Raw genomic sequence first — 19,622 nt, 5'->3', positions numbered from 1 at the left:
ATGTCGGGATCTTCAACGCAACAAATGTGTTATCACTGCGGTGATGCTGTACCAGTAAACGCAATTTTCAGCGTTGAAATTCTTGGCAAGCCTCGCCCTATGTGCTGCCCAGGCTGTGAATCTGTTGCCCAGACAATTGTTGATAGCGGCCTCGTCTCTTATTATCAATATCGTACTGCTCCGGCAGACAAGGTTGACCTCGTTCCTGAACAACTACAGAAACTGATTCATTACGATAATGTTGATGTGCAACAAGAATTTGTTCGACATAATAACGAACTCAGTGAGGTGACACTGTCACTTGAGGGGGTTTCTTGTGCTGCATGTGCTTGGTTAATTGAAAAACAATTATCTGCATGCACTGGTGTAAAACAAATTCGCGTTAATATTACCACGCAAAGAGCTAACCTTGTTTGGGACAACAAGCAAACTCGTCTGAGTGAGCTTATTAAGCAAATTCATATTATTGGTTATAAAGCCGCCCCTTTTGAACCCAACCAACAAGAAGAAAGCTACCATCAAATGATGAAGCAGTACTTGTATCGCCTAGGTGTGGCTGGCTTGGCGACAATGCAAGTCATGATGCTCGCTGTCGCTCTCTATTTTGAAGTTTTTTCTGATCTCGACCCTGAATTTAAACAATTTTTACGCGTCGTGAGTTTAATCTTCGCAACTCCGGTTTTACTCTATTCTGCTCAGCCTTTTTATATTAATGCCTGGCGCAGCTTAAAAGCTCGCACTTTGGTTATGGACGTCCCTGTCTCTATCGCGCTTATCTTTGCTTATGTGTCCAGTTTGTGGGCAACGATTGCGGGGACAGGAGAAGTTTTCTTTGAATCCATTTCTATGTTTACGTTCTTCCTGTTAATTGGACGATTTCTTGAAATGCGAGCGCGACGAAAAGCTGCTGCAGCCAGTGCCAACCTACTAAAATTGGTTCCGGCAATGGCGACGAAGTTAAGTGGCAAGCAAGTTCCTGTTCGTAGCCTAGAAATCGGAGATAAAGTCCGCGTTCTTCCAGGGGAGCATATCCCTGCTGATGGTAAAGTTCTTTCCGAGTTAACCCTGGTTGATGAATCTATGTTGACCGGTGAATCACTACCAGTCGAAAAACATACTCATGATTTTGTGTATGCAGGCACAACGAATGTTGGTGATCATTTTGAATTGGAAGTCACTAGCCATAAAGCGGATTCTGTTATTGCAAACATTGTCCGCCTACAAGATGAAGCTCAATTTTCAAAGCCTAAAATCGCAGAGGTTGCTGATTACATCTCAAAATATTTCGTCGCGATTATTCTTGTTATTGCGGCAGCAACTTGGATCTTTTGGCATCAACATGAACCAGATTCGGCCTTTTGGATTATGCTTTCGGTGTTGGTTGCCACTTGTCCATGCGCCCTTTCACTTGCCACTCCTACTGCGGTGACGTGCTCGACGTCAAAGCTAGGCAGTCTTGGTATCTTACTTCGTAAAGGTCATGCTTTTGAGACACTGTGTAAAGTAAACCACATTGTTTTGGATAAAACTGGGACGCTAACAGAAGGCAACATCATGATCAGCGAGGTTGACTCCTTTTCAAATGAATATTCCCAAGAAGATGTTTTATCTATTGCTGCTAGTCTTGAAAAGCACGCAAATCATCCGATTGCGGCCGCATTTGAAATCTATCAGAATAACGATGTTACTGTGACTGACGTTCGTAATCTGGTTGGCTCTGGCATTGAAGGTTATTATCAGAATAAACATTGGCGCATTGGCACATGGCGATTTGTGACCCAATCTGACAATGATCAGCAAGCACAATTCTCTTCCATTTATTTATCCTGTGAACAACAGATTGTGGCGAGATTTGGTTACTCTGATCCGATACGAAAAGAGTCGGCTAGATTTATTGAAGCTCTCAAATCACAACATATTGATATTACAGTTTTAACTGGGGACTCGGAACAAAATACACGTAACGTATTGAATCAACTTAATATTGACCATTTTCAAGCGAGTATGAAACCACAGGATAAGTTGGATTACTTGCAACAGTTAAACCGTGACAATGTCACGCTTATGATTGGTGATGGCATCAACGATGCCCCTACACTTGCCGGCGCTCACCTCTCTGTTGCTATGGGTGGTGGCTCAGATGTAGCAAAATCATCTGCGGATATGGTGTTATTGGGGGATAAATTAGATAAAGTACTTGAAGCACGTTGTTTGGCACTACAAACCCGAAAAATCATTCATCAAAACTTAGCTTGGTCACTCGGCTATAATGCTTTGATTTTGCCTTTGGCAGTCATGGGCTTTGTTGCTCCTTACTTTGCTGTAATTGGCATGTCCGCGAGCTCGATTATCGTAGTAACCAATTCTCTGCGATTACTCAAATAAGGTTAATTTATCTATGGCTAGCTTATATTTGCTCATACCCATTGCCATCATGTTTGTCTGTATTGCCGTCGCTGTTTTTGTGTGGGCGGTAAAAACGGATCAATTTGATGATCTAGACCGACAAGGTAGTAGCATTCTATTTGATGATAGCGATGAAATAAGCCAATCAAAAACCCTCAATACTAACGATACCCCTTTAAATAATAATAGGGACAATGATGAATCCTGATTGGCTTGCTGCCTTTTTGGTTGGCTTTTTAGGTGCAGGCCATTGCATGGGCATGTGCGGTGGTATTGCTTCTTTGATGAATATAGGCCAAGTTAAACCTAGCCATACTTGGTTAAATCCGCTTTGTTATAACATTGGCCGGATGCTTAGCTACAGTTTAACTGGCGCGATTATAGGTGCCTCGGTATCTTCAATAACAAGTTTTTCAGGTTTGAATGCTTCTCTGTTGTGGCTACGAATCTTGTCCGCTTTATTTATGTTAGCTTTGGCTCTTTACATAGGACAATGGTGGCAGGGATTACTGGTTATTGAAAAAGTGGGACAAAAAATCTGGCAATATATCTCACCAATTGGTCAAAAACTTTTACCAATAACACACCCTATTCAAGCCATCCCATTTGGTTTTATTTGGGGCTGGCTACCTTGTGGTATGGTTTATTCTATGCTGACTTGGTCAGCCGCCGCAGGTGATAGTTTAAATGGTGCTATGTTGATGTTTGCTTTCGGCCTAGGTACATTGCCGGCTATGCTCTTTATTGCAATCGGTGCATCATCTTTTAATCAGTGGGTTAAAAGCCTTATGTTTCGTCGTATCGGAGCGAGTTTGTTAGCCGCTTACGGCATATTCCAGTTATATCAGGCAGTTCTCCGCTTGCTGTAATATAACGGTGATATACGGCAATTTTGTGCTGTCCTTTAGTGGTATGAGATGCTAAAATTTTGATGTATATCAATTTAAACTGCTCGGTATTTTATGATTTCTGATAACGCAAAAACAAAACGTGTTCAATCTGGTGGCTGTGCAATTCATTGTCAAGACTGCAGTATTAGCCAATTATGTATCCCGTTTACTCTGAATGATTCAGAGCTGGATCAGCTAGATGAAATCATTGAACGTAAAAAGCCAGTTCAGAAAGGACAAGAAATTTTCAAAGCTGGCGATGAGCTAAAATCTCTATATGCGATTCGTTCTGGTACGATTAAAAGTTACACCATTACGGAGCAAGGTGATGAGCAGATCACAGCTTTCCACCTTGCGGGCGATCTCATTGGTTTTGATGCCATTAATAACAACGCTCACCCTAGTTTCGCTCAGGCATTAGAAACGTCAATGGTGTGTGAGATTCCTTATGAAACATTAGATGACCTGTCTGGCAAAATGCCTAAATTACGTCAGCAAATCATGCGATTAATGAGTAATGAGATCAAAGGTGACCAAGATATGATTCTTTTGCTTTCCAAAAAGAACGCAGAAGAACGTTTAGCAGCATTTTTGTATAGTTTATCGACTCGCTTCTCTCAACGCGGTTTTTCTCCACGTGAGTTCCGATTAACAATGACGCGTGGTGATATTGGTAATTATCTTGGTCTTACAGTTGAAACCATTAGTCGTTTGTTGGGTCGGTTCCAAAAAAGTGAAATTCTCAGCGTGAAAGGCAAATACATTACAATTACGGATCATGATGCGCTGCAAAAACTAGCCGGATTCGTAGAAGACTAAAAACATCATAAACTTACCGTTATGAGAAGCCGCTACCCTATAGCGGCTTTTTTATTTTTAAAATCCAGCTCATGTCACTAATAATTCTGATAAATTTCAGCTAAAGTTAACCTATACCGATGGGATTTTATGTGTTGTAGGCCCTAGCATAAGTTAAGCATGTTGACCCCTTTGGTATGTAAGCCATTGAAATGGTGAATTTGTTAGGAAGGGAGAGCATATTATGGATTTATACAAAAGTATTTTAGTCATTGCTGATGTTAATAACGTAGAACAGTCGGCGTTAGCTCGTGCCTTTCAAATCGTACGTGATTTGCCGAACCCTGCCCCAATAACGTTCTTCTTATCTATTTATGATTTTTCATACGATATGACATCTATGTTGTCATCCGAAGAAAGAGATGCGATGCGCCGCGGCGTTATACAGCAGCGTGAAGGATGGATGCGTGAAGTTGCTGCGCCATACCTAAAAGACGGCGTTCAATTTGAAGTGAAAGTGGTTTGGCATCATCGCCCTTACGAAGCCATCATTGCAGAAATCTTTGAAACCGGCCACGACCTTCTATTAAAGGGTACTCGCAAGCATGATGTACTAGAGTCTGTATTCTTTACGCCAACTGATTGGCATTTATTACGTAAATGTCCTTGCCCTGTTCTGTTAGTCAAAAATCATGATTGGCCTATTAATGGCAATATTATTGCTTCCGTCCATGTGGGTTCTGAAAATACCACGCATACAGCACTCAATGATTCTATGGTTGAGCAAGGTTTAAAATTCGCGAAACAACTGAATGCTGAATTGTACCTAGTGAACTCTTACCCTGTGACACCTGCGAATGTCACGGTTGAACTTCCAGAATTTGACCCTACTTCTTATACCGATGCAGTACGCGGCTTTCATCTCACCGCAATGAAGGCTTTACGCCAGAAATATGGTATTGATGAAGAACATACTTATGTTAAAGAAGGTCTTCCAGAAGATGTTGTGCCCAAAGCGGCTCAAGAGCTTGATGCGGGGCTTGTGATACTCGGTACAACAGGACGAACTGGCTTGTCAGCTGTCTTTATCGGCAATACTGCTGAAAACGTGATCGATAAAATCAATTGTGACGTATTGGCACTGAAACCAGAAGGCTATATCAGTCCTTTGGCCCCAGAGTAAACATCTTACTATTTGAAGCTAGCTCAATATAAATAATAAGCCCTCATGATAGTCGTTCATGAGGGCTTTGATATTTAGAATACTTGGTTTTTAGTGACAGGTTAGATATTGGTCACATCGATGAAGAGTGACTCGTCAATATTGGTCGACGAAATGGTCGCTTCACTGAATTCATACTCATCACGTTCACCTGCTCGTTCAAGTGGCAAGTTCACGAAATCAAAGAGTTCTCTATCCGCAAGTTGGCTCGGACTGACGTTTTGAATAGATTTAAATGCTTTTTCTACACGTCCAGGCGTTTTTTTATCCCACTCAACCAGCATCGCTTTAATAGCCTGTCGTTCTAATTTTTCTTGTGAACCACACAAGTTACAAGGAATGATCGGAAACGCCTTATGTTCTGCGTACTTAATCAGATCTTTTTCACGACAATACGTCAGTGGACGAATAACCACATTACGACCATCATCTGAGCGCAATTTTGGTGGCATGGCTTTTAAGCGCGCACCGTGGAACATATTCAAGAATAAAGTTTCAACGATATCATCCATGTGGTGACCAAGTGCGATCTTAGTTGCGCCGATTTTCTCCGCAAACGAATATAAAGTCCCACGACGTAAACGAGAACAAAGGCCACAAGTCGTTTTACCTTCAGGTACTTTTTCTTTTACAACGGAGTAAGTATCTTTATCCACGATGTAATAAGGAATATCTAAAGTTTCAAAATACTCTGGCAAGATATGCTCAGGAAAGCCTGGTTGTTTTTGATCCAAGTTTACGGCAACCACTTTAAAGTCAATTGGGGCTGACTTTTGCAACTGAAGTAGAATATCAAGCATAGCAAAAGAGTCTTTTCCCCCGCTGATGCAAGCCATAACCACATCACCTTCTTCAACCATGTTGTAATCGATAATCGCGTTACCAACATTACGTCTTAAGCGTTTTTGAAGTTTGTTAAATTCCAGTGTTTCTTTTCTTGGATCGACTTGACTCATTACTTACTCACAAATAGTTTATCGAAACTATGCAAACAGGTTACATCGTTGGGGCGCCGATTATACGGATTTTTCTGGTTAGGTAAAAGCACTACCAATTAGCTCTTGGATGACTTATTGAGTAATGGCAGTACACGGAAAGTTTCTTTAGGTAATATCAGAGAATCTTGCGACGATAGATCTTCTAGCTTTATCTGCGCTTTACCTTGCTTAATGGGGAAAACTGAGCCTGCCGCAGACAGAATTTCACCGTCCTGAAGGTCAGAGAATTCTAGAGTTAATCCAATCACTTCTGGTGAAAACCAACTCGAAAACATGCCGCCTAAATCATCAAGCATTTTATCCATTTGAGGTAATAATGCGGCGATTTTTTGGTAGCTCACATGACCCGATAATGGGTGTTTAGTCATCACGACCATTGAGAAATCACAGGTTTTACCTTTTTCGGTATCGACATACACGATGGGTCCGACTTGACGTAAATTATTATCAAGCGGAACGATCAATTCTTGAGAAGATGGAATAACAAACTCTTCATAATGCTTGTCTTTTTCCATCCATGCTTTGTCAATTTTACAGATTGAACCATTGCTTTGATCTTGAAAGAAGAATGCCACTTTGACTTCTGGGTGCCCTTCTTTCACATTGTTTTTCATCTGGCTATACAGTTTCGAATAATTAAATTGATACTGCTGAGCCATGGTTGGTAATGAAAATAAAGCAACACCGCTCAATAAGGCGGGTAAAGTGAACTGACTAAACCGCATTATTTAACCGTCCAATAATCAGAGTTATGTTTGATCATTGATTGCAAATCATCGACATAGTCTTGTCCACGCTCAGAATAACTCAATAAGCCATCCGTCAATGCAAGTGCCGCTTCTTGTGATTTTAAATCCTCACCTTTCTTAGCAAGTTGAGCACGAATATCACGCAGCGCTTTATAGGCATCATTACGGTTCACGTTCATAAAATAAGCATGAATCGATTGCTGTGGTGAATCAAATTTAGCCACTTCATGGGTTGCACCTTCGACTCGTTTTAGAGGTACCAAACCGCACCCTTCGACATAGCACCACTGTCCAAAAAAGTTATTACCTTGCTTAGCAAAGCGTGATGAACCCCAAGCTGATTCATTGGCAGCTTGAGTAAGTACTAAAGCTTGAGGTAATACATTGACTCTATTTAGCATGGTGTCGAGCCAAGCCTGATCTATACCTGTTTCAGGAATTGCGACATCGTAATCTTGAGCAAGCTGTTGTATTTCAGAAGACGGTTTTGGTATGGACTCACCGCCTTTCATTTCCTTTTGTAATTCAAGCAAGATCTTGCGCTCTGCCAAGACACGAGCATTCTCTTTTTGCATTCCAGGTCGTAGCGTATCAAAAAAGTGCTGTTTTTTTTCATTGATATCGACTGGCGCAGATTGCTTAACCACTTTAGTGGCTTGCTCTTTTGGCGATTTATCTGCTTCTGGCGTTTTGTCATAATGATTTTGAAAATAATATACCGCCCAGAAAGCAAGAATGATTAAAGGGATTCTGACTTTTTTACTCATGCATCAAATACCTGTGATTTTTTATCGTTATTACCAGAAGAATTGTTATTGTTCGGCGGTGTGTTACTGCCACCGGATTGAATAACGCGCATTCGAATACCGAACATATCTCGGTAGATGATTCCTTTTACATGGAAAAAGAAAGGTAGAACAAATATGAATCCGATGCCATAAAATAAAGCGGCAGCAAAAAACATCAATAAGATCAAAATATAAACTGGGGTTACGGCCAGTATTTTTTTATTAATCGCACGTAGCGATAGGAATAAAGAACGCATTGGTGTGACACGTTTCTCACACACTAGAAAAACTGCATTGCTGAATGCCATCGATAAATATAGTGATAAGAATGGTAGAAGTAAGCCAGATAGCCCCTGTAGCACTAAGCTCATTATCGTGACAAGCATGACAGGGATAGTAAATTGTAACCCTTTAAAAATATGGTTGGTTTGTGTTTTAAAGCCGGTTGCGTGACTCATGGCCATTAAACAAACACCAGCATACAGTGGCGCGCTGATAATTTCGTAGCTAAAGTTGGCCACCATAACAGATTGAATAATACTTTGAATTTGGACTTCATCAGCACTCCCATCGAGCAAACTAAAGAGAACACTGGGATCACCTAACTGCATTTTTAGAGCAATAATAAAAATGGCTAACTGAAGAATGATTAAAACGATGATCGTAGGTGAAAATGACCAAAAATTCTTGAGTGTGAGCTGCCAAGCCTCTTTGATGATATTGTTGGCTTTCAATTCATACTGTCCAGACAAAGCGGTATCTACTCTGCCACCAACATTGAATTCTTTTTCTTCATTATTACTCATAAAACGGTTATCCAGCATGATTACTCTACAAATTTCCGCTCATTATACTCATGCAAATTGATTATGCGAGTTTGTGACTTTTAATAACCATTTCATTATGTAAATCAATCTCTGTTACGCTGTGAGCAATCTTTTTTGAATTGCGCTTCTTATTAGATGATAATTGAAGCGTTTTAGGGCAAAAAAAGCTAGGAATTCTAGTTAATGGCGACTATGATCCGCCGTCAAATTTTTGTGTCTTACATTGCGGTTCTTACTTGGGAGAAATACAGAAATTGAAAGTTGAACCTAATCACAACGCCACGGTTATTCAGCTGACAGGCATCAGCAAAAGTTTTGATGGTAAATCAATCATTGAAAACTTAGATTTAACTGTGAATCACGGCGAATTCCTCACTATTCTTGGACCTTCTGGCTGTGGCAAAACAACAGTATTAAGAATGATCGCTGGTTTTGAATCGGTAGATTCAGGCACGATTCTTCTTGCTGATGAAAATGTGACCTCCCAACCGCCTGAAAAAAGGCATGTCAACACGGTATTCCAAAGCTACGCCCTTTTTCCACACATGACCGTGTTTGAAAATGTTGCTTTCGGATTAAGAATGCAAAAAGTCTCAGAAGCAGACATTACTTCTCGAGTTGAAGAAGCGTTAAAAATGGTTCGTCTTGAATCTATGGCGCAACGTAAACCTAATCAACTTTCTGGTGGCCAACAACAGCGTATTGCCATTGCTCGTGCCGTTGTGAATAAACCTAAAGTTCTTCTTCTTGATGAATCTTTATCTGCTCTTGATTATAAATTGCGAAAACAAATGCAATTAGAATTAAAGCAGCTTCAACGTCAGCTAGGTATTACCTTCATCTTCGTAACTCACGATCAAGAAGAAGCGCTATCAATGTCAGACCGTATTATCGTCATGCGTGATGGTGTGATTGAACAAGACGGCTCACCGCGAGAAATTTACGAAGAGCCGAAGAATCTGTTTGTCGCCAGCTTCATCGGTGAAATCAATACATTTGAAGCAACCGTAGTTAAACGTAATGATGAAAAGACCATTACCGCATTAATTGATGACGTGGAGTGCTCTGTTCACTACAAACGTCCTGTTGAGCCTGGCCAACATCTTAATGTTCTTCTTCGCCCGGAAGATATCCGAATTGAAGAAATTAAAGAATCTGAAGATATTGGCATTATGGGCCACGTGACGGAGCGTACTTACAAAGGTATGACGCTCGATTCGGTTGTTGAACTAGAATCGGGTATGCGTGTGATGGTGAGTGAGTTCTTCAACGAAGATGATCCCGATGTGGATCACTCTATTGGACAAAAAGTCTCTATTACCTGGGTTGAAAGTTGGGAAGTTGTGTTACCTGTCGATGCACATACGAGCCAATTTCAAAAAGAAGCCGAGTAAACGCAAATGAAGAAATTGAATCTTCAAAATAGCATTGTGCTGCTTATTGTTTCTTGGCTCATGCTGTTTGTATTTATCCCCAACTTGATGATCATCATTACGAGCTTTTTAACTCGTGATGAAGCCAATCTGATCGACATAACATTTACGCTCAGCAACTATACACGCTTGCTTGATCCACTTTATGCAAAAGTGATGATGCACTCATTGTATATGGCGATTGTGGCGACTGGTTTGTGTTTGATTATAGGTTATCCTTTTGCCTACATTGTGGCCAAAATGCCTGAAAAGTATCGCCCTTTCATGTTGTTTATGGTGATAGTGCCGTTTTGGACGAACTCTTTAATTCGTACATATGGCTTAAAGATCGTGTTAGGTACACAAGGTATTGTGAATAAAAGTTTGATGGCCATTGGTGTTATTGAACATCCGATGCGAATTATGTACACCGAAACTGCAGTCATGATTGGTTTGGTCTACATATTGTTGCCTTTCATGATCTTGCCTTTGTATTCAGCCATTGAGAAATTGGACCGTACTTATATTGAGGCTGCACGAGATTTGGGTGCCAATAAAATTCAAACCCTAATGCGTGTGATTTTACCTTTAACGATGCCTGGTATTATTGGTGGCTGTTTATTGGTTCTATTGCCTGCACTTGGTATGTTCTATGTGTCGGACCTATTAGGTGGCGCGAAAAATCTATCGATCGGTAATGTGATTAAGAGCCAGGTGCTAAATGCTCGTGATTGGCCATTTGGTGCGGCGACGAGTATTGCCCTGACTATCGTGATGGCTTTGATGCTTTATGCCTACTACAGAGCTGGTAAGTTGTTGAATAAAAAGGTGGAGTTAGACTAATGAAAAAGTCTGTTGGTGGAAACATTGCCAAGTCTAGCTTTTTAAGCCTGGTATATTTGTTCTTATATTTACCGATTATTGTCCTGATTGTGAACTCATTTAATGCCAGTAAGTTTGGCATTAAATGGGGTGGTTTTACAACCAAATGGTATGGCGAATTAATTAATAATGACAGCTTAATTCAAGCCGCCGGACACTCAATCACAGTAGCCGTTTTTTCTGCAACTGCCGCGACTATCATTGGTAGCTTAACTGCAGTCGCTCTGTTCCGATATCAATTTAAAGGCAAAGCTGCGGTCAATGGCCTGCTCTTTGTGGTCATGATGTCGCCAGATATCGTGATGGCGATTTCATTACTGGCTTTATTTCTTGTGATTGGTTTTGAACTTGGCTTACTCACTCTACTTATTTCTCATATCACCTTCTGCCTGCCCTTCGTGGTAGTGACGGTTTATAGCCGTTTAAAAGGGTTCGATGTGAAAATGTTAGAAGCGGCGAAAGATTTAGGCGCAAGTGAATGGATCATTTTAAAGCGCATCATTTTACCATTAGCGAAACCGGCCGTTGCTGCAGGTTGGCTATTGAGCTTTACCCTTTCTTTAGATGATGTGATTATCAGTTCGTTTGTTACTGGTCCAAGCTATGAAATTTTACCTTTGAAAATTTATTCCATGGTAAAAGTTGGCATTTCACCGGAAGTTAATGCGCTGGCCACGGTCATGTTAGTGGTGTCTTTAATTCTGGTTATGCTTTCACAGGCACTTGCACGAGATAAAGTGAAGTAAAAATCAATTGTTCACCCTATTCAAAGCCTGCATTATTCTGTTTGATTAATGCAGGCTTTTTGCTTTTTGATAACTTTCTATTAGCCTGTGCGTTTTCTATAGTTTGCTCATTTTGAACCTATAAGCGATATCCGGTTAACTGAAAGGTGAATTCCATAAATATTTCATGATTAAAACTCCGACTGCAGCGCTGAGTTCTGCACCTTGCGTTCACTTGAGTATATTGTCATTAAAATGGATGAATTGTGTTTAAATGCTTTAAAAATCAATTTATATGGCTATACTCTCACTGTTTTTTTACAATACTTATCGTCGTTTTTTGACATATTGCAAATATCAACAAACCACCATTCTACATAGGGAGAAATCAATGAAGACATGGTCTAAGCTTCTTGTCGGTGCTGCATTGGCCGCAACATTTACGACAGGTCTTGCTCACGCGGAAGATAAAGAGCTTTATTTTTATAACTGGTCTGAATATATCCCTAACGATGTTCTGCAAGACTTCACTAAAGAGACAGGTATCAAGGTCATTTACTCTACTTATGAGTCGAATGAATCCATGTACGCTAAATTAAAAACACAAGGTAAAGGATACGATCTCGTCGTGCCTTCAACTTACTTTGTTTCAAAAATGCGTAAAGAAGGCATGTTAATGAAGCTAGATAAATCTAAGCTTTCTCATTTCGCAGACCTAGATCCTAACTATCTCAATAAACCTTTTGACCCTGGTAATGATTATTCAATCCCATACATTTGGGGTGCTACCGGTATTGGTATTAATACCGATATGCTTGATAAATCATCTATCAAAAAATGGGATGATTTATGGGATCCAAAATGGGTTGGTCAATTGATGATGATGGACGACCCTCGTGAATTGTTCCATATTGCCCTAACTAAACTTGGCTACTCAGGTAACACCACGGATCCTGACCAAATTAAAGAAGCCTATGAAGAATTGAAGAAGTTGATGCCGAACGTTTTGGTATTCAACTCAGACTTCCCAGCTAACCCTTATCTCGCGGGTGAAACATCACTAGGTATGTTGTGGAATGGTTCAGCATACATGGCTCGTAAAGAAGGCGCACCGGTTCATATCATTTGGCCAGAAAAAGGCGCTATCTTCTGGATGGATAGCCTAGCGATTCCATCAGGTGCGAAAAACACTGAAGCGGCGTATAAGATGATTGATTTCTTATTACGTCCTGAAAACGCAGCAAAAATTGCGATGACCATTGGTTACCCAACACCTGTGAAGACAGCATATCCATTGCTGCCTAAGGATTTTGCTCACGATCAAGACGTTTTCCCACCTCAAAAAGTATTAGATTCAGGTGAGTGGCAAGACGATGTAGGTGATGCGAACGTATTATACGAAGAGTACTTCCAAAAACTGAAAGTTGATATGAACTGATCATATAACTGCCCGTTTAAGTCTAATGAGAAAGCCGCTAAATTTAGCGGCTTTCTTTTGGTCTATCACCAATATATTTACGCTTTACCCTAAGAGCTCTTTGACTAATTTGGGGACTTCTATACTGGCTTTTCCATACCGCTTTTCGGCGAATTCGCTTTCCACTGCACTAGGCTCCAAATTGATTTCAATCGTATGTGCGCCGTGCATTTTTGCATCATGTACGAAGCCAGCAGCAGGATAAACTACCCCTGAAGTGCCAATAGAAACAAATAAGTCAGCATCTTCTATTACTTCATATATTTCAGCCATTTGTAGCGGCATTTCGCCGAACCAAACAACATGCGGTCGTAAAGGGCTTGGAATTTGACAACAATGGCATAAATCATGAACGCCAACATCTTCTTGGCATTCAAACACTTGATTTGATTCAGGACAGCGAATTTTTAATAGCTCACCATGCATGTGAATAATATGCTCACTACCAGCGCGCTCATGTAAATTATCAATATTTTGCGTGATGATGGTAACCTTGCCTTCCAGTTTGCGCTCTAATTCCGCAAGGGCTTGATGGGCTGCGTTCGGTTTTACCTGCGGGTTCTTTAAACTTTGTCGACGTCGATTATAGAAATCTTGAACTAATTCAGGATCATACGCGTAACCTTCAGGTGTCGCTACATCCTCAATTCGATGGTTTTCCCATAATCCATCTTGAGCGCGAAAGGTTTGAATACCCGACTCTGCAGATATCCCTGCGCCAGTTAATACAACAATATTTTGATATGGAAAAAACATGGCAGTTCCTTTGTCTTTTTTCTGACCGACACAACGGTTGTAAACCATCAAGTGGCAAGTCGTTCTATCTCTTAAATTTACTTGGTTTTAAATGGAATAAAAAATCGAATTTTCAAAGATCAGTGATAGATCGACTTTCCAAGTTTAGCTATTGATTTAAGCTATGATTTCGAAAATATAAATGTTGAAAACAATCAATTCCAGAATTGATCTGATGGTTTAATGACAATCTATTAGGTAATGAGCTATGATTCAGTTTGCTGATTAGCAAAGTTTAGACCTATCAACTATTTATAAGTGAAGTCCATGGGTAAGATTTACCAAACCTTAATAACCTTACTACTCTTTTTTTCTTTAGGTGCACATGCCGAATGGGAACCTACTCACCAAACCAAAGTGCCCCAAATATCGAGCAGTGCTGAAAAAATTGCACAGCAAGTAGAGGAACTACCTGACCCATTATTCATGACTGCGGCAGATCATGCCAAGATTGACGAACTTCTTTCTACCACACTTTATCAAATTGGCGTCAATACCAAAGGCTTTGAATCGGCGCTAAAAACCTATCGAAAAGTAGATGGTGAAGACGCATGGATCACAACGCAAGAATATTATTTAACTCTACACAGCTTCAATCGCTCAAAGCAGAATTTGTTGAAACTGGTTGATAGCCGAGTGTATAACAAATTGACTGGCTTTGGTCCATTCGGTGTCACTCAGTTTAAGAATGAAATACATATTACACAGCTAAACGCTCAGTTTTTGCTGTATTTTCAAATCCAAAGTTTTAAGCAATTTATCGAAGATTTAGCGATTTCCCCGGTTCCGGTTATTGCTATGGTCATCAAACTATTCTTAGTTTATTTAATCTTAAATTGGTGGCTACGTAATAGCCCGGATATGATTCGTCATTTCCGGAAATCTAAGCTAGAAACCACGAATGCTCCCCCGCTTTGGATTCGTCTTATTTGGTATATCAGTAAAGCGAATAAGCCCATTGCATGGTTAATAGCCATCACGGTTTCCCTCGACATTCTTTCAGGTCTACAAAGCCTTCAACATGTCAAATTCCTAGATATTTTCACATGGTGGGTATTAGGTGGATCTATTGCGGTTAAATTCATTTTAGAATTTGTTTATCGCAATAGTCGCAGTACATCGAAAGACATCATTGCGCTCCGCCTCTCCACTATTCGTTATTATGTGTGGAGCGTGATTGGCGCAGGTGTGTTGCTACAAATCACGAAAACGACGGTCGGTGAAGGTACGATTTACCATTGGGTATCGAGCCTTATGTTCCTCTGGTTTATTTTTATTACTGTTTTAGTTCTGAAAAAATGGAAACCATACGTCTTTAGAGAAACAAATGAGAACCACGATCAGCCAATTTGGGCACAATGGGCCGTTAATCATAAAAATAGCTTTGGATTATCGACGATTTCCACAGCCATCATGACGTTTTGGATTTTTTCACGAAATGTGAAGCAATTTATTATCTCTAATTTGTCAAACTATGCCTTCTTCAGCCAAGCCCTAGCTTACCTATTCCGTATTGAAGTCGCTAAACAAAGTGATAATGGTGGTAGCAATACTAATTTGGTGAAACTGAAAGGTGACGACATTTATCAGTACGTCTTACCAGGCAGTGAAGACAGTGAATTGATTGGTTATGCGACCGAAGAGATTAAGCAGTTATCCCGTTATATCCTTTCTGACAGCCCTGCTATGTGTGTGGTGTCTGGTGAACGTGGAATCGGCACGACGACCTTGTTGAAACAAATTTTGTACCGTGTGAATAATGCACAAGCTATTTACTTGAATTGCCCTAATTCTGGTTATGCCGAATTGATTGCTGACCTAGCGGAACAATTAGGTTTAAGTGCGGAATCGACAGATATTCAAGTGCTGGCGCACCTTCGCAAAAGTGAAACCAACTATTTGATTACAGTTGATAATGCTCAACGCTTGGTTAAGCCAATGGTTGGTGGTTTATCTGGTTTGATGAAATTTGCCAATTTGATGCGCCGTTCTAAGAAAAACCACCGAGTGCTATTAGCCATTGAGAAATCCAGCTGGCGATTTGTCGACCGTGCTCGAGGTGAACGCTTATTGTTTGACTTGGTGACGTTTATGCCACGTTGGACGGAGTCTCAAATATCAGAACTCTTGGATTCTCGTTTAAATCAAAATGTCGACAACCCAGTATCATTTGACGATTTAAACTTACCTAAGCAATGGGATCAAGATGACGTTTCTGAGGAAGAACGTGCTCGTCATGGCTTCTATCGCATCTTATGGCATTATGCCGACGGTAACCCTACCGTCGCATTGCGTTTCTTCCGCCTATCACTGCGTAAAGACCAACAAACCGATAAAGTGGTGGTCCGCTTATTCCAAGCTCCGCAATCGGATGAGTTAGAAAAAATGCCAAAACCTATGTTGGCCATTCTGCGATCGATTGTACAACTTGAGGTTTCAACACCGGAAGAATTATCGGAATGTACCCAATTAACCATTCCTGAAGTTATTGGCACCCTGCGCTACTTTGAAAGCCGTGACTATATTGAATGGTCAGGTGATAAAGCTCGTATTTCCGATCACTGGTATCGATTCATTACCAATGCCTTACACCGTCAACACTTATTGGTGAAGTAGAATGAAAAAAATATTCGCATTTCTTTTTCTAATTGTTTTATCCACATCGGTATTTGCTGCTGATGAAACTGCTAACCACCTAGAAAATATCACTCAATTTACTAGCCTTATCCGCTGGGGTGGCGTCTTCTTTTCATTTGTGGTGATTTTTGCATCCTGGGTTTTATTACGCTTTACCAATAAGTTAGTTGAAACCTTTAGCTCACAGTTCGTTCAATATCGAATGGTGCTGCAAAAACTACAGTCATTTTTCCAGTTCTTGGTGTATATGACCGCAGGTATCGTCGTTTTCATGATGAGCTTTAGAATCAACGATCAAATCTTAACCTTGATTGGTGGTACGCTTGCGGTATCGATCGGTTTTGCCTTAAAAGACCTAGCGGCCTCCTTCATTGCAGGTTTGACGGTTATGATAGACCGCCCCTTCCAAGTTGGTGACCGCGTAACATTTGAGGGTAATTACGGAGATATCATTACCATAGGTTTACGCTCAGTGCGTATGAGAACTCTGACCGATGACATCATCACTATCCCAAATAACAAATTCTTGAGTGAAGTGACCATGAGCGGTAACTATGGTGCATTGGATATGCAGTGCGTGATTCCGTTCTATATCGGTATGGATCAAGACATCAATTTGGCGCGTGATTTAATTCAAGAAGCCGCCTCTTCTAGTCGTTATATCCACTTGCCTAAACCTGTTGTCGTGCTAGTCAGCCAAGAAATTGCCGATAACTACCTAGCGATTAAACTCACATGTAAAGCATATGTGGTTGATACTGTTTATGAAAAGTTGTTTGAAACCGATATTACGCTTCGAGTGATGAAAGAGTTTCGTCGTCACAATATTAACCCGCCGATGATTGCGGTTCGTTCTACTATGCAATAAGCCATAAGGTCGTTATGTCTCGTACTATTTTATACACCTACAAAAATGAAGAAAAAACGCTCGCATTTAGTTATCGCGACTATCATTCTATCCATGAGGCCGTTGCTGCCCACGAAGGAATCGATTTACGTGAATATTTAAAGATGGAACAAGCAATTGAAGCGGTATCCGACACAAAAACGGTTCGTGATTACCGAGATGCTCACTTCCGTAAACTTGGATTTGGCAAAATCACATTAATGCCAAAAGAAAACATTGGTATTGGTCAGAAAAAGAAAAACCAATAGTCAAATTACCCTCGTTGCACTATTACTCTGTTTCGCTATTACACAATTGCATATTCAAAGTAATAAATGTCAAACGCATCAAAAAAGGCTTTAAGTTCATCACTTAAAGCCTTTTTGTTATTTTCTTAAACTCTGATATTAGTCAGTTAGAAGTCTATTGTGAGTCATAGCAGTTGAGACTAACTGATATTCAAGAATGCCGCACCGCGAACACCGCCTGAGTCACCATGTTTTGCTTTGATGATTTTTGGCACCTTTCCAACTGACAATAAATGCGGTGGTATACGTTTTGGCATCTCTTCATAAATAGCTTCGAAATTTGATAGACCACCACCAAGAACCACAACATCAGGATCAAACGCAGTAAAAATATTACCTAAACAAATCGCAAGAAAATCCATAAAACGATTCACATGCTCGACCGCTTTCGGCTCATTCTGTTGATAATTTTGAATAATATTAATCGCTTTGAGTTTTTCATCATAGTAATGGTGATAAAGCTGTTCGAAGCCACGGCCTGACAAGTAGTTATCAATGCAGCCTTTTTTATCACAGCCACAGCTAAATAAAGGCGCTTCTTTCCCTTCCATGCTATTACTTAAATAAAACCAAGCGTCTAGTGGCATACGAGTATGACCTAATTCACCCGCAACGTGGCTGCCACCTGAAACAACATGACCATTAACGACAATACCACCGCCAAAACCAGTACCTAAGATCAAGCCAAGAACACTCTCTTTACCTTGGTGTTCCTCATCCCAAGCTTCAGACAGTGCAAAACAGTTAGCGTCATTGGCAATTTTCAAAGGGCGATCAATCAAAGCTTCAAGATCTTTACGTAAGAACTTCCCTTTAGCTGCAGGTACGTTTGACGTCATTAATGAATTGTCTTCAACACTTTCCATTCCAGGGATACCAAGGCCGACTAACCCCTTTACTCCAAATTGCTCATCGTATTTGGCAACCAATCCAGCAAGCGTGGTAAGTAGCGCTTGGTAATCTTCACCTGGAGTTGGGACGCGCTCTGTAGCAACTCTTTCTAATTTTTCGTTAAAAGCACCAAACTCAATCTTGGTACCACCGACATCAAATCCATAATACATCGACACTCTCCATAAAACATAAAGTCAAAAATTTTCAAATTAGGGTTATTATCCATAAACTTATTGCACAATCTGTGATTCAAGATCAAGTTAGCATGACACTCCGTTTATCTGCCGTTTTTTCATTCATATTTCGTTCATTTTGACACCGCTAACAATTCTAGAATTTGAAATATTTACTCCATCAATATTATAAGCTAGCATCCATGTTTATTTGGTTAAACTTTTCTTAGGTAGACATGAAAAAAGCGCTGATCTTGCCATTATTAACGCTGTCTTTAGTCGCGGGTTGTGCTTCAACACCTCCGCCAGAACCTCTACCTTCGACTCCGACAGAAAAACAAGAATTCACTCAACTGTATCATTCTTGGTCTGGCGTACCGTATCGATTTGGTGGAACCAGCAAGAAAGGCATTGATTGCTCAGCATTTATGCAAGTTACCATGTCGACCATTTATCAACTTCACCTACCTCGCTCGACGGAACTTCAAAGTAAACAAGGTCGTTATATTCCTGAAGACCAAGCAGCATTTGGGGATCTCGTCTTTTTCAAAACCAGTTGGAATCAACGCCATGTAGGTATGTATATAGGCGAAAACCAATTCATGCATGCTTCTACTTCAAAAGGTGTCATCATCTCTCGTTTAGATAACCCCTATTGGGCAAGTAAATTCTGGCAATTCAGGCGTATCAATCCACCTAGCTGAAAATAATCTGCTTTGCCAATTGGGTGAAAATTATTCGTTATTTTTGCGGTA

The 19,622-nt window shown here is 40.4% G+C and carries 19 protein-coding genes; 13 read left to right on the top strand and 6 right to left on the bottom strand.

Going from position 1 to position 19,622, the window contains the following annotated elements; genetic code table 11:
- From Vgang_RS14355 to uspE, 5 genes are all read left to right on the top strand, one after another.
- A complete protein-coding gene (locus Vgang_RS14355) occupies nt 1-2,385 on the top strand; it encodes a heavy metal translocating P-type ATPase (RefSeq protein ID WP_105901528.1) in 2,385 nt (794 codons plus the stop codon).
- A 13-nt stretch (nt 2,386-2,398) separates the two neighbouring features.
- Nucleotides 2,399-2,614 carry a cbb3-type cytochrome oxidase assembly protein CcoS gene (gene ccoS, locus Vgang_RS14350; RefSeq protein WP_105901527.1) on the top strand — a complete coding sequence of 72 codons (216 nt, stop codon included), beginning with the start codon at nt 2,399-2,401 and terminating at the stop codon, nt 2,612-2,614.
- Nucleotides 2,604-3,275, top strand: coding sequence for a sulfite exporter TauE/SafE family protein (locus Vgang_RS14345; RefSeq protein WP_105901526.1), 672 nt, complete (start codon nt 2,604-2,606; stop codon nt 3,273-3,275). The genes ccoS and Vgang_RS14345 overlap by 11 nt, the downstream gene beginning before the upstream one ends.
- 93 nt (nt 3,276-3,368) lie before the next feature.
- Entirely contained in the window at nt 3,369-4,115 is a 747-nt protein-coding gene (locus Vgang_RS14340) for an FNR family transcription factor (protein ID WP_105901525.1), read from the top strand.
- Between the two features lie 223 nt (nt 4,116-4,338).
- Entirely contained in the window at nt 4,339-5,277 is a 939-nt protein-coding gene (gene uspE / locus Vgang_RS14335; protein ID WP_105901524.1) for a universal stress protein UspE, read from the top strand.
- 101 nt (nt 5,278-5,378) lie between these two features.
- Here the strand turns inward: uspE and ttcA are convergent, their stop codons facing one another.
- From ttcA to Vgang_RS14315, 4 genes are all read right to left on the bottom strand, one after another.
- On the bottom strand, nt 5,379-6,272 hold the full coding sequence (ttcA, locus tag Vgang_RS14330) for a tRNA 2-thiocytidine(32) synthetase TtcA (RefSeq protein ID WP_105901523.1): 894 nt from the start codon (nt 6,270-6,272) through the stop codon (nt 5,379-5,381).
- Between the two features lie 98 nt (nt 6,273-6,370).
- Nucleotides 6,371-7,039 (bottom strand): DUF2987 domain-containing protein, encoded by a 669-nt coding sequence (locus Vgang_RS14325; protein WP_105901522.1) that lies wholly within the window; start codon nt 7,037-7,039, stop codon nt 6,371-6,373.
- On the bottom strand, nt 7,039-7,830 hold the full coding sequence (locus tag Vgang_RS14320; RefSeq protein WP_105901521.1) for a glucosaminidase domain-containing protein: 792 nt from the start codon (nt 7,828-7,830) through the stop codon (nt 7,039-7,041). Before Vgang_RS14320 ends, Vgang_RS14325 begins: the two co-directional genes overlap by 1 nt.
- Nucleotides 7,827-8,657: a hypothetical protein gene (locus tag Vgang_RS14315; protein WP_105901804.1), complete on the bottom strand. Its 831-nt coding sequence runs from the start codon at nt 8,655-8,657 to the stop codon at nt 7,827-7,829. The genes Vgang_RS14320 and Vgang_RS14315 overlap by 4 nt, the downstream gene beginning before the upstream one ends.
- Before the next feature lie 257 nt (nt 8,658-8,914).
- Between Vgang_RS14315 and potA the strand changes: the two genes are divergently transcribed.
- The 4 genes from potA (at nt 8,915) to Vgang_RS14295 (ending at nt 13,135) form a co-directional block, all read left to right on the top strand.
- Nucleotides 8,915-10,072, top strand: coding sequence for a spermidine/putrescine ABC transporter ATP-binding protein PotA (potA, locus tag Vgang_RS14310; protein WP_406708313.1), 1,158 nt, complete (start codon nt 8,915-8,917; stop codon nt 10,070-10,072).
- A 6-nt stretch (nt 10,073-10,078) separates the two neighbouring features.
- Nucleotides 10,079-10,933 (top strand): spermidine/putrescine ABC transporter permease PotB, encoded by an 855-nt coding sequence (potB, locus tag Vgang_RS14305; RefSeq protein ID WP_105901519.1) that lies wholly within the window; start codon nt 10,079-10,081, stop codon nt 10,931-10,933.
- Nucleotides 10,933-11,718 carry a spermidine/putrescine ABC transporter permease PotC gene (potC, locus tag Vgang_RS14300; RefSeq protein ID WP_105901518.1) on the top strand — a complete coding sequence of 262 codons (786 nt, stop codon included), beginning with the start codon at nt 10,933-10,935 and terminating at the stop codon, nt 11,716-11,718. Before potB ends, potC begins: the two co-directional genes overlap by 1 nt.
- A gap of 370 nt (nt 11,719-12,088) precedes the next feature.
- On the top strand, nt 12,089-13,135 hold the full coding sequence (locus Vgang_RS14295) for an extracellular solute-binding protein (RefSeq protein WP_105901517.1): 1,047 nt from the start codon (nt 12,089-12,091) through the stop codon (nt 13,133-13,135).
- Between the two features lie 84 nt (nt 13,136-13,219).
- Here Vgang_RS14295 and cobB read toward each other — a convergent pair whose 3' ends face one another.
- Nucleotides 13,220-13,930: a Sir2 family NAD+-dependent deacetylase gene (gene cobB / locus Vgang_RS14290; protein WP_105901516.1), complete on the bottom strand. Its 711-nt coding sequence runs from the start codon at nt 13,928-13,930 to the stop codon at nt 13,220-13,222.
- A 306-nt stretch (nt 13,931-14,236) separates the two neighbouring features.
- On the opposite strand from cobB, the gene Vgang_RS14285 reads away from it, so the two are divergent.
- From Vgang_RS14285 to Vgang_RS14275, 3 genes are read left to right on the top strand one after another with little or no spacing between them, the layout of a single operon-like run.
- A complete protein-coding gene (locus Vgang_RS14285; protein WP_105901515.1) occupies nt 14,237-16,585 on the top strand; it encodes an ATP-binding protein in 2,349 nt (782 codons plus the stop codon).
- 1 nt (nt 16,586) lies between these two features.
- The gene (locus tag Vgang_RS14280; RefSeq protein ID WP_105901514.1) at nt 16,587-17,474 is read left to right on the top strand and encodes a mechanosensitive ion channel family protein; all 888 of its coding nucleotides are present in this window, start codon (nt 16,587-16,589) and stop codon (nt 17,472-17,474) included.
- A gap of 14 nt (nt 17,475-17,488) precedes the next feature.
- A complete protein-coding gene (locus Vgang_RS14275; RefSeq protein WP_105901513.1) occupies nt 17,489-17,761 on the top strand; it encodes a DUF2960 family protein in 273 nt (90 codons plus the stop codon).
- Between the two features lie 179 nt (nt 17,762-17,940).
- On the opposite strand, the gene nagK is transcribed toward Vgang_RS14275, so the two are convergent.
- A complete protein-coding gene (gene nagK / locus Vgang_RS14270; RefSeq protein ID WP_105901512.1) occupies nt 17,941-18,864 on the bottom strand; it encodes an N-acetylglucosamine kinase in 924 nt (307 codons plus the stop codon).
- A 239-nt stretch (nt 18,865-19,103) separates the two neighbouring features.
- On the opposite strand from nagK, the gene Vgang_RS14265 reads away from it, so the two are divergent.
- A complete protein-coding gene (locus Vgang_RS14265) occupies nt 19,104-19,571 on the top strand; it encodes an NlpC/P60 family protein (RefSeq protein ID WP_105901511.1) in 468 nt (155 codons plus the stop codon).
- Nucleotides 19,572-19,622: the final 51 nt, after the last annotated feature.

It is taken from the genome of Vibrio gangliei, assembly GCF_026001925.1.
GTDB classification, from domain to species: domain Bacteria; phylum Pseudomonadota; class Gammaproteobacteria; order Enterobacterales; family Vibrionaceae; genus Vibrio; species Vibrio gangliei.
The sequence above is the reverse complement of the archived record's forward strand: the minus strand, read 5'-3'. Positions and strand labels throughout refer to the sequence as shown.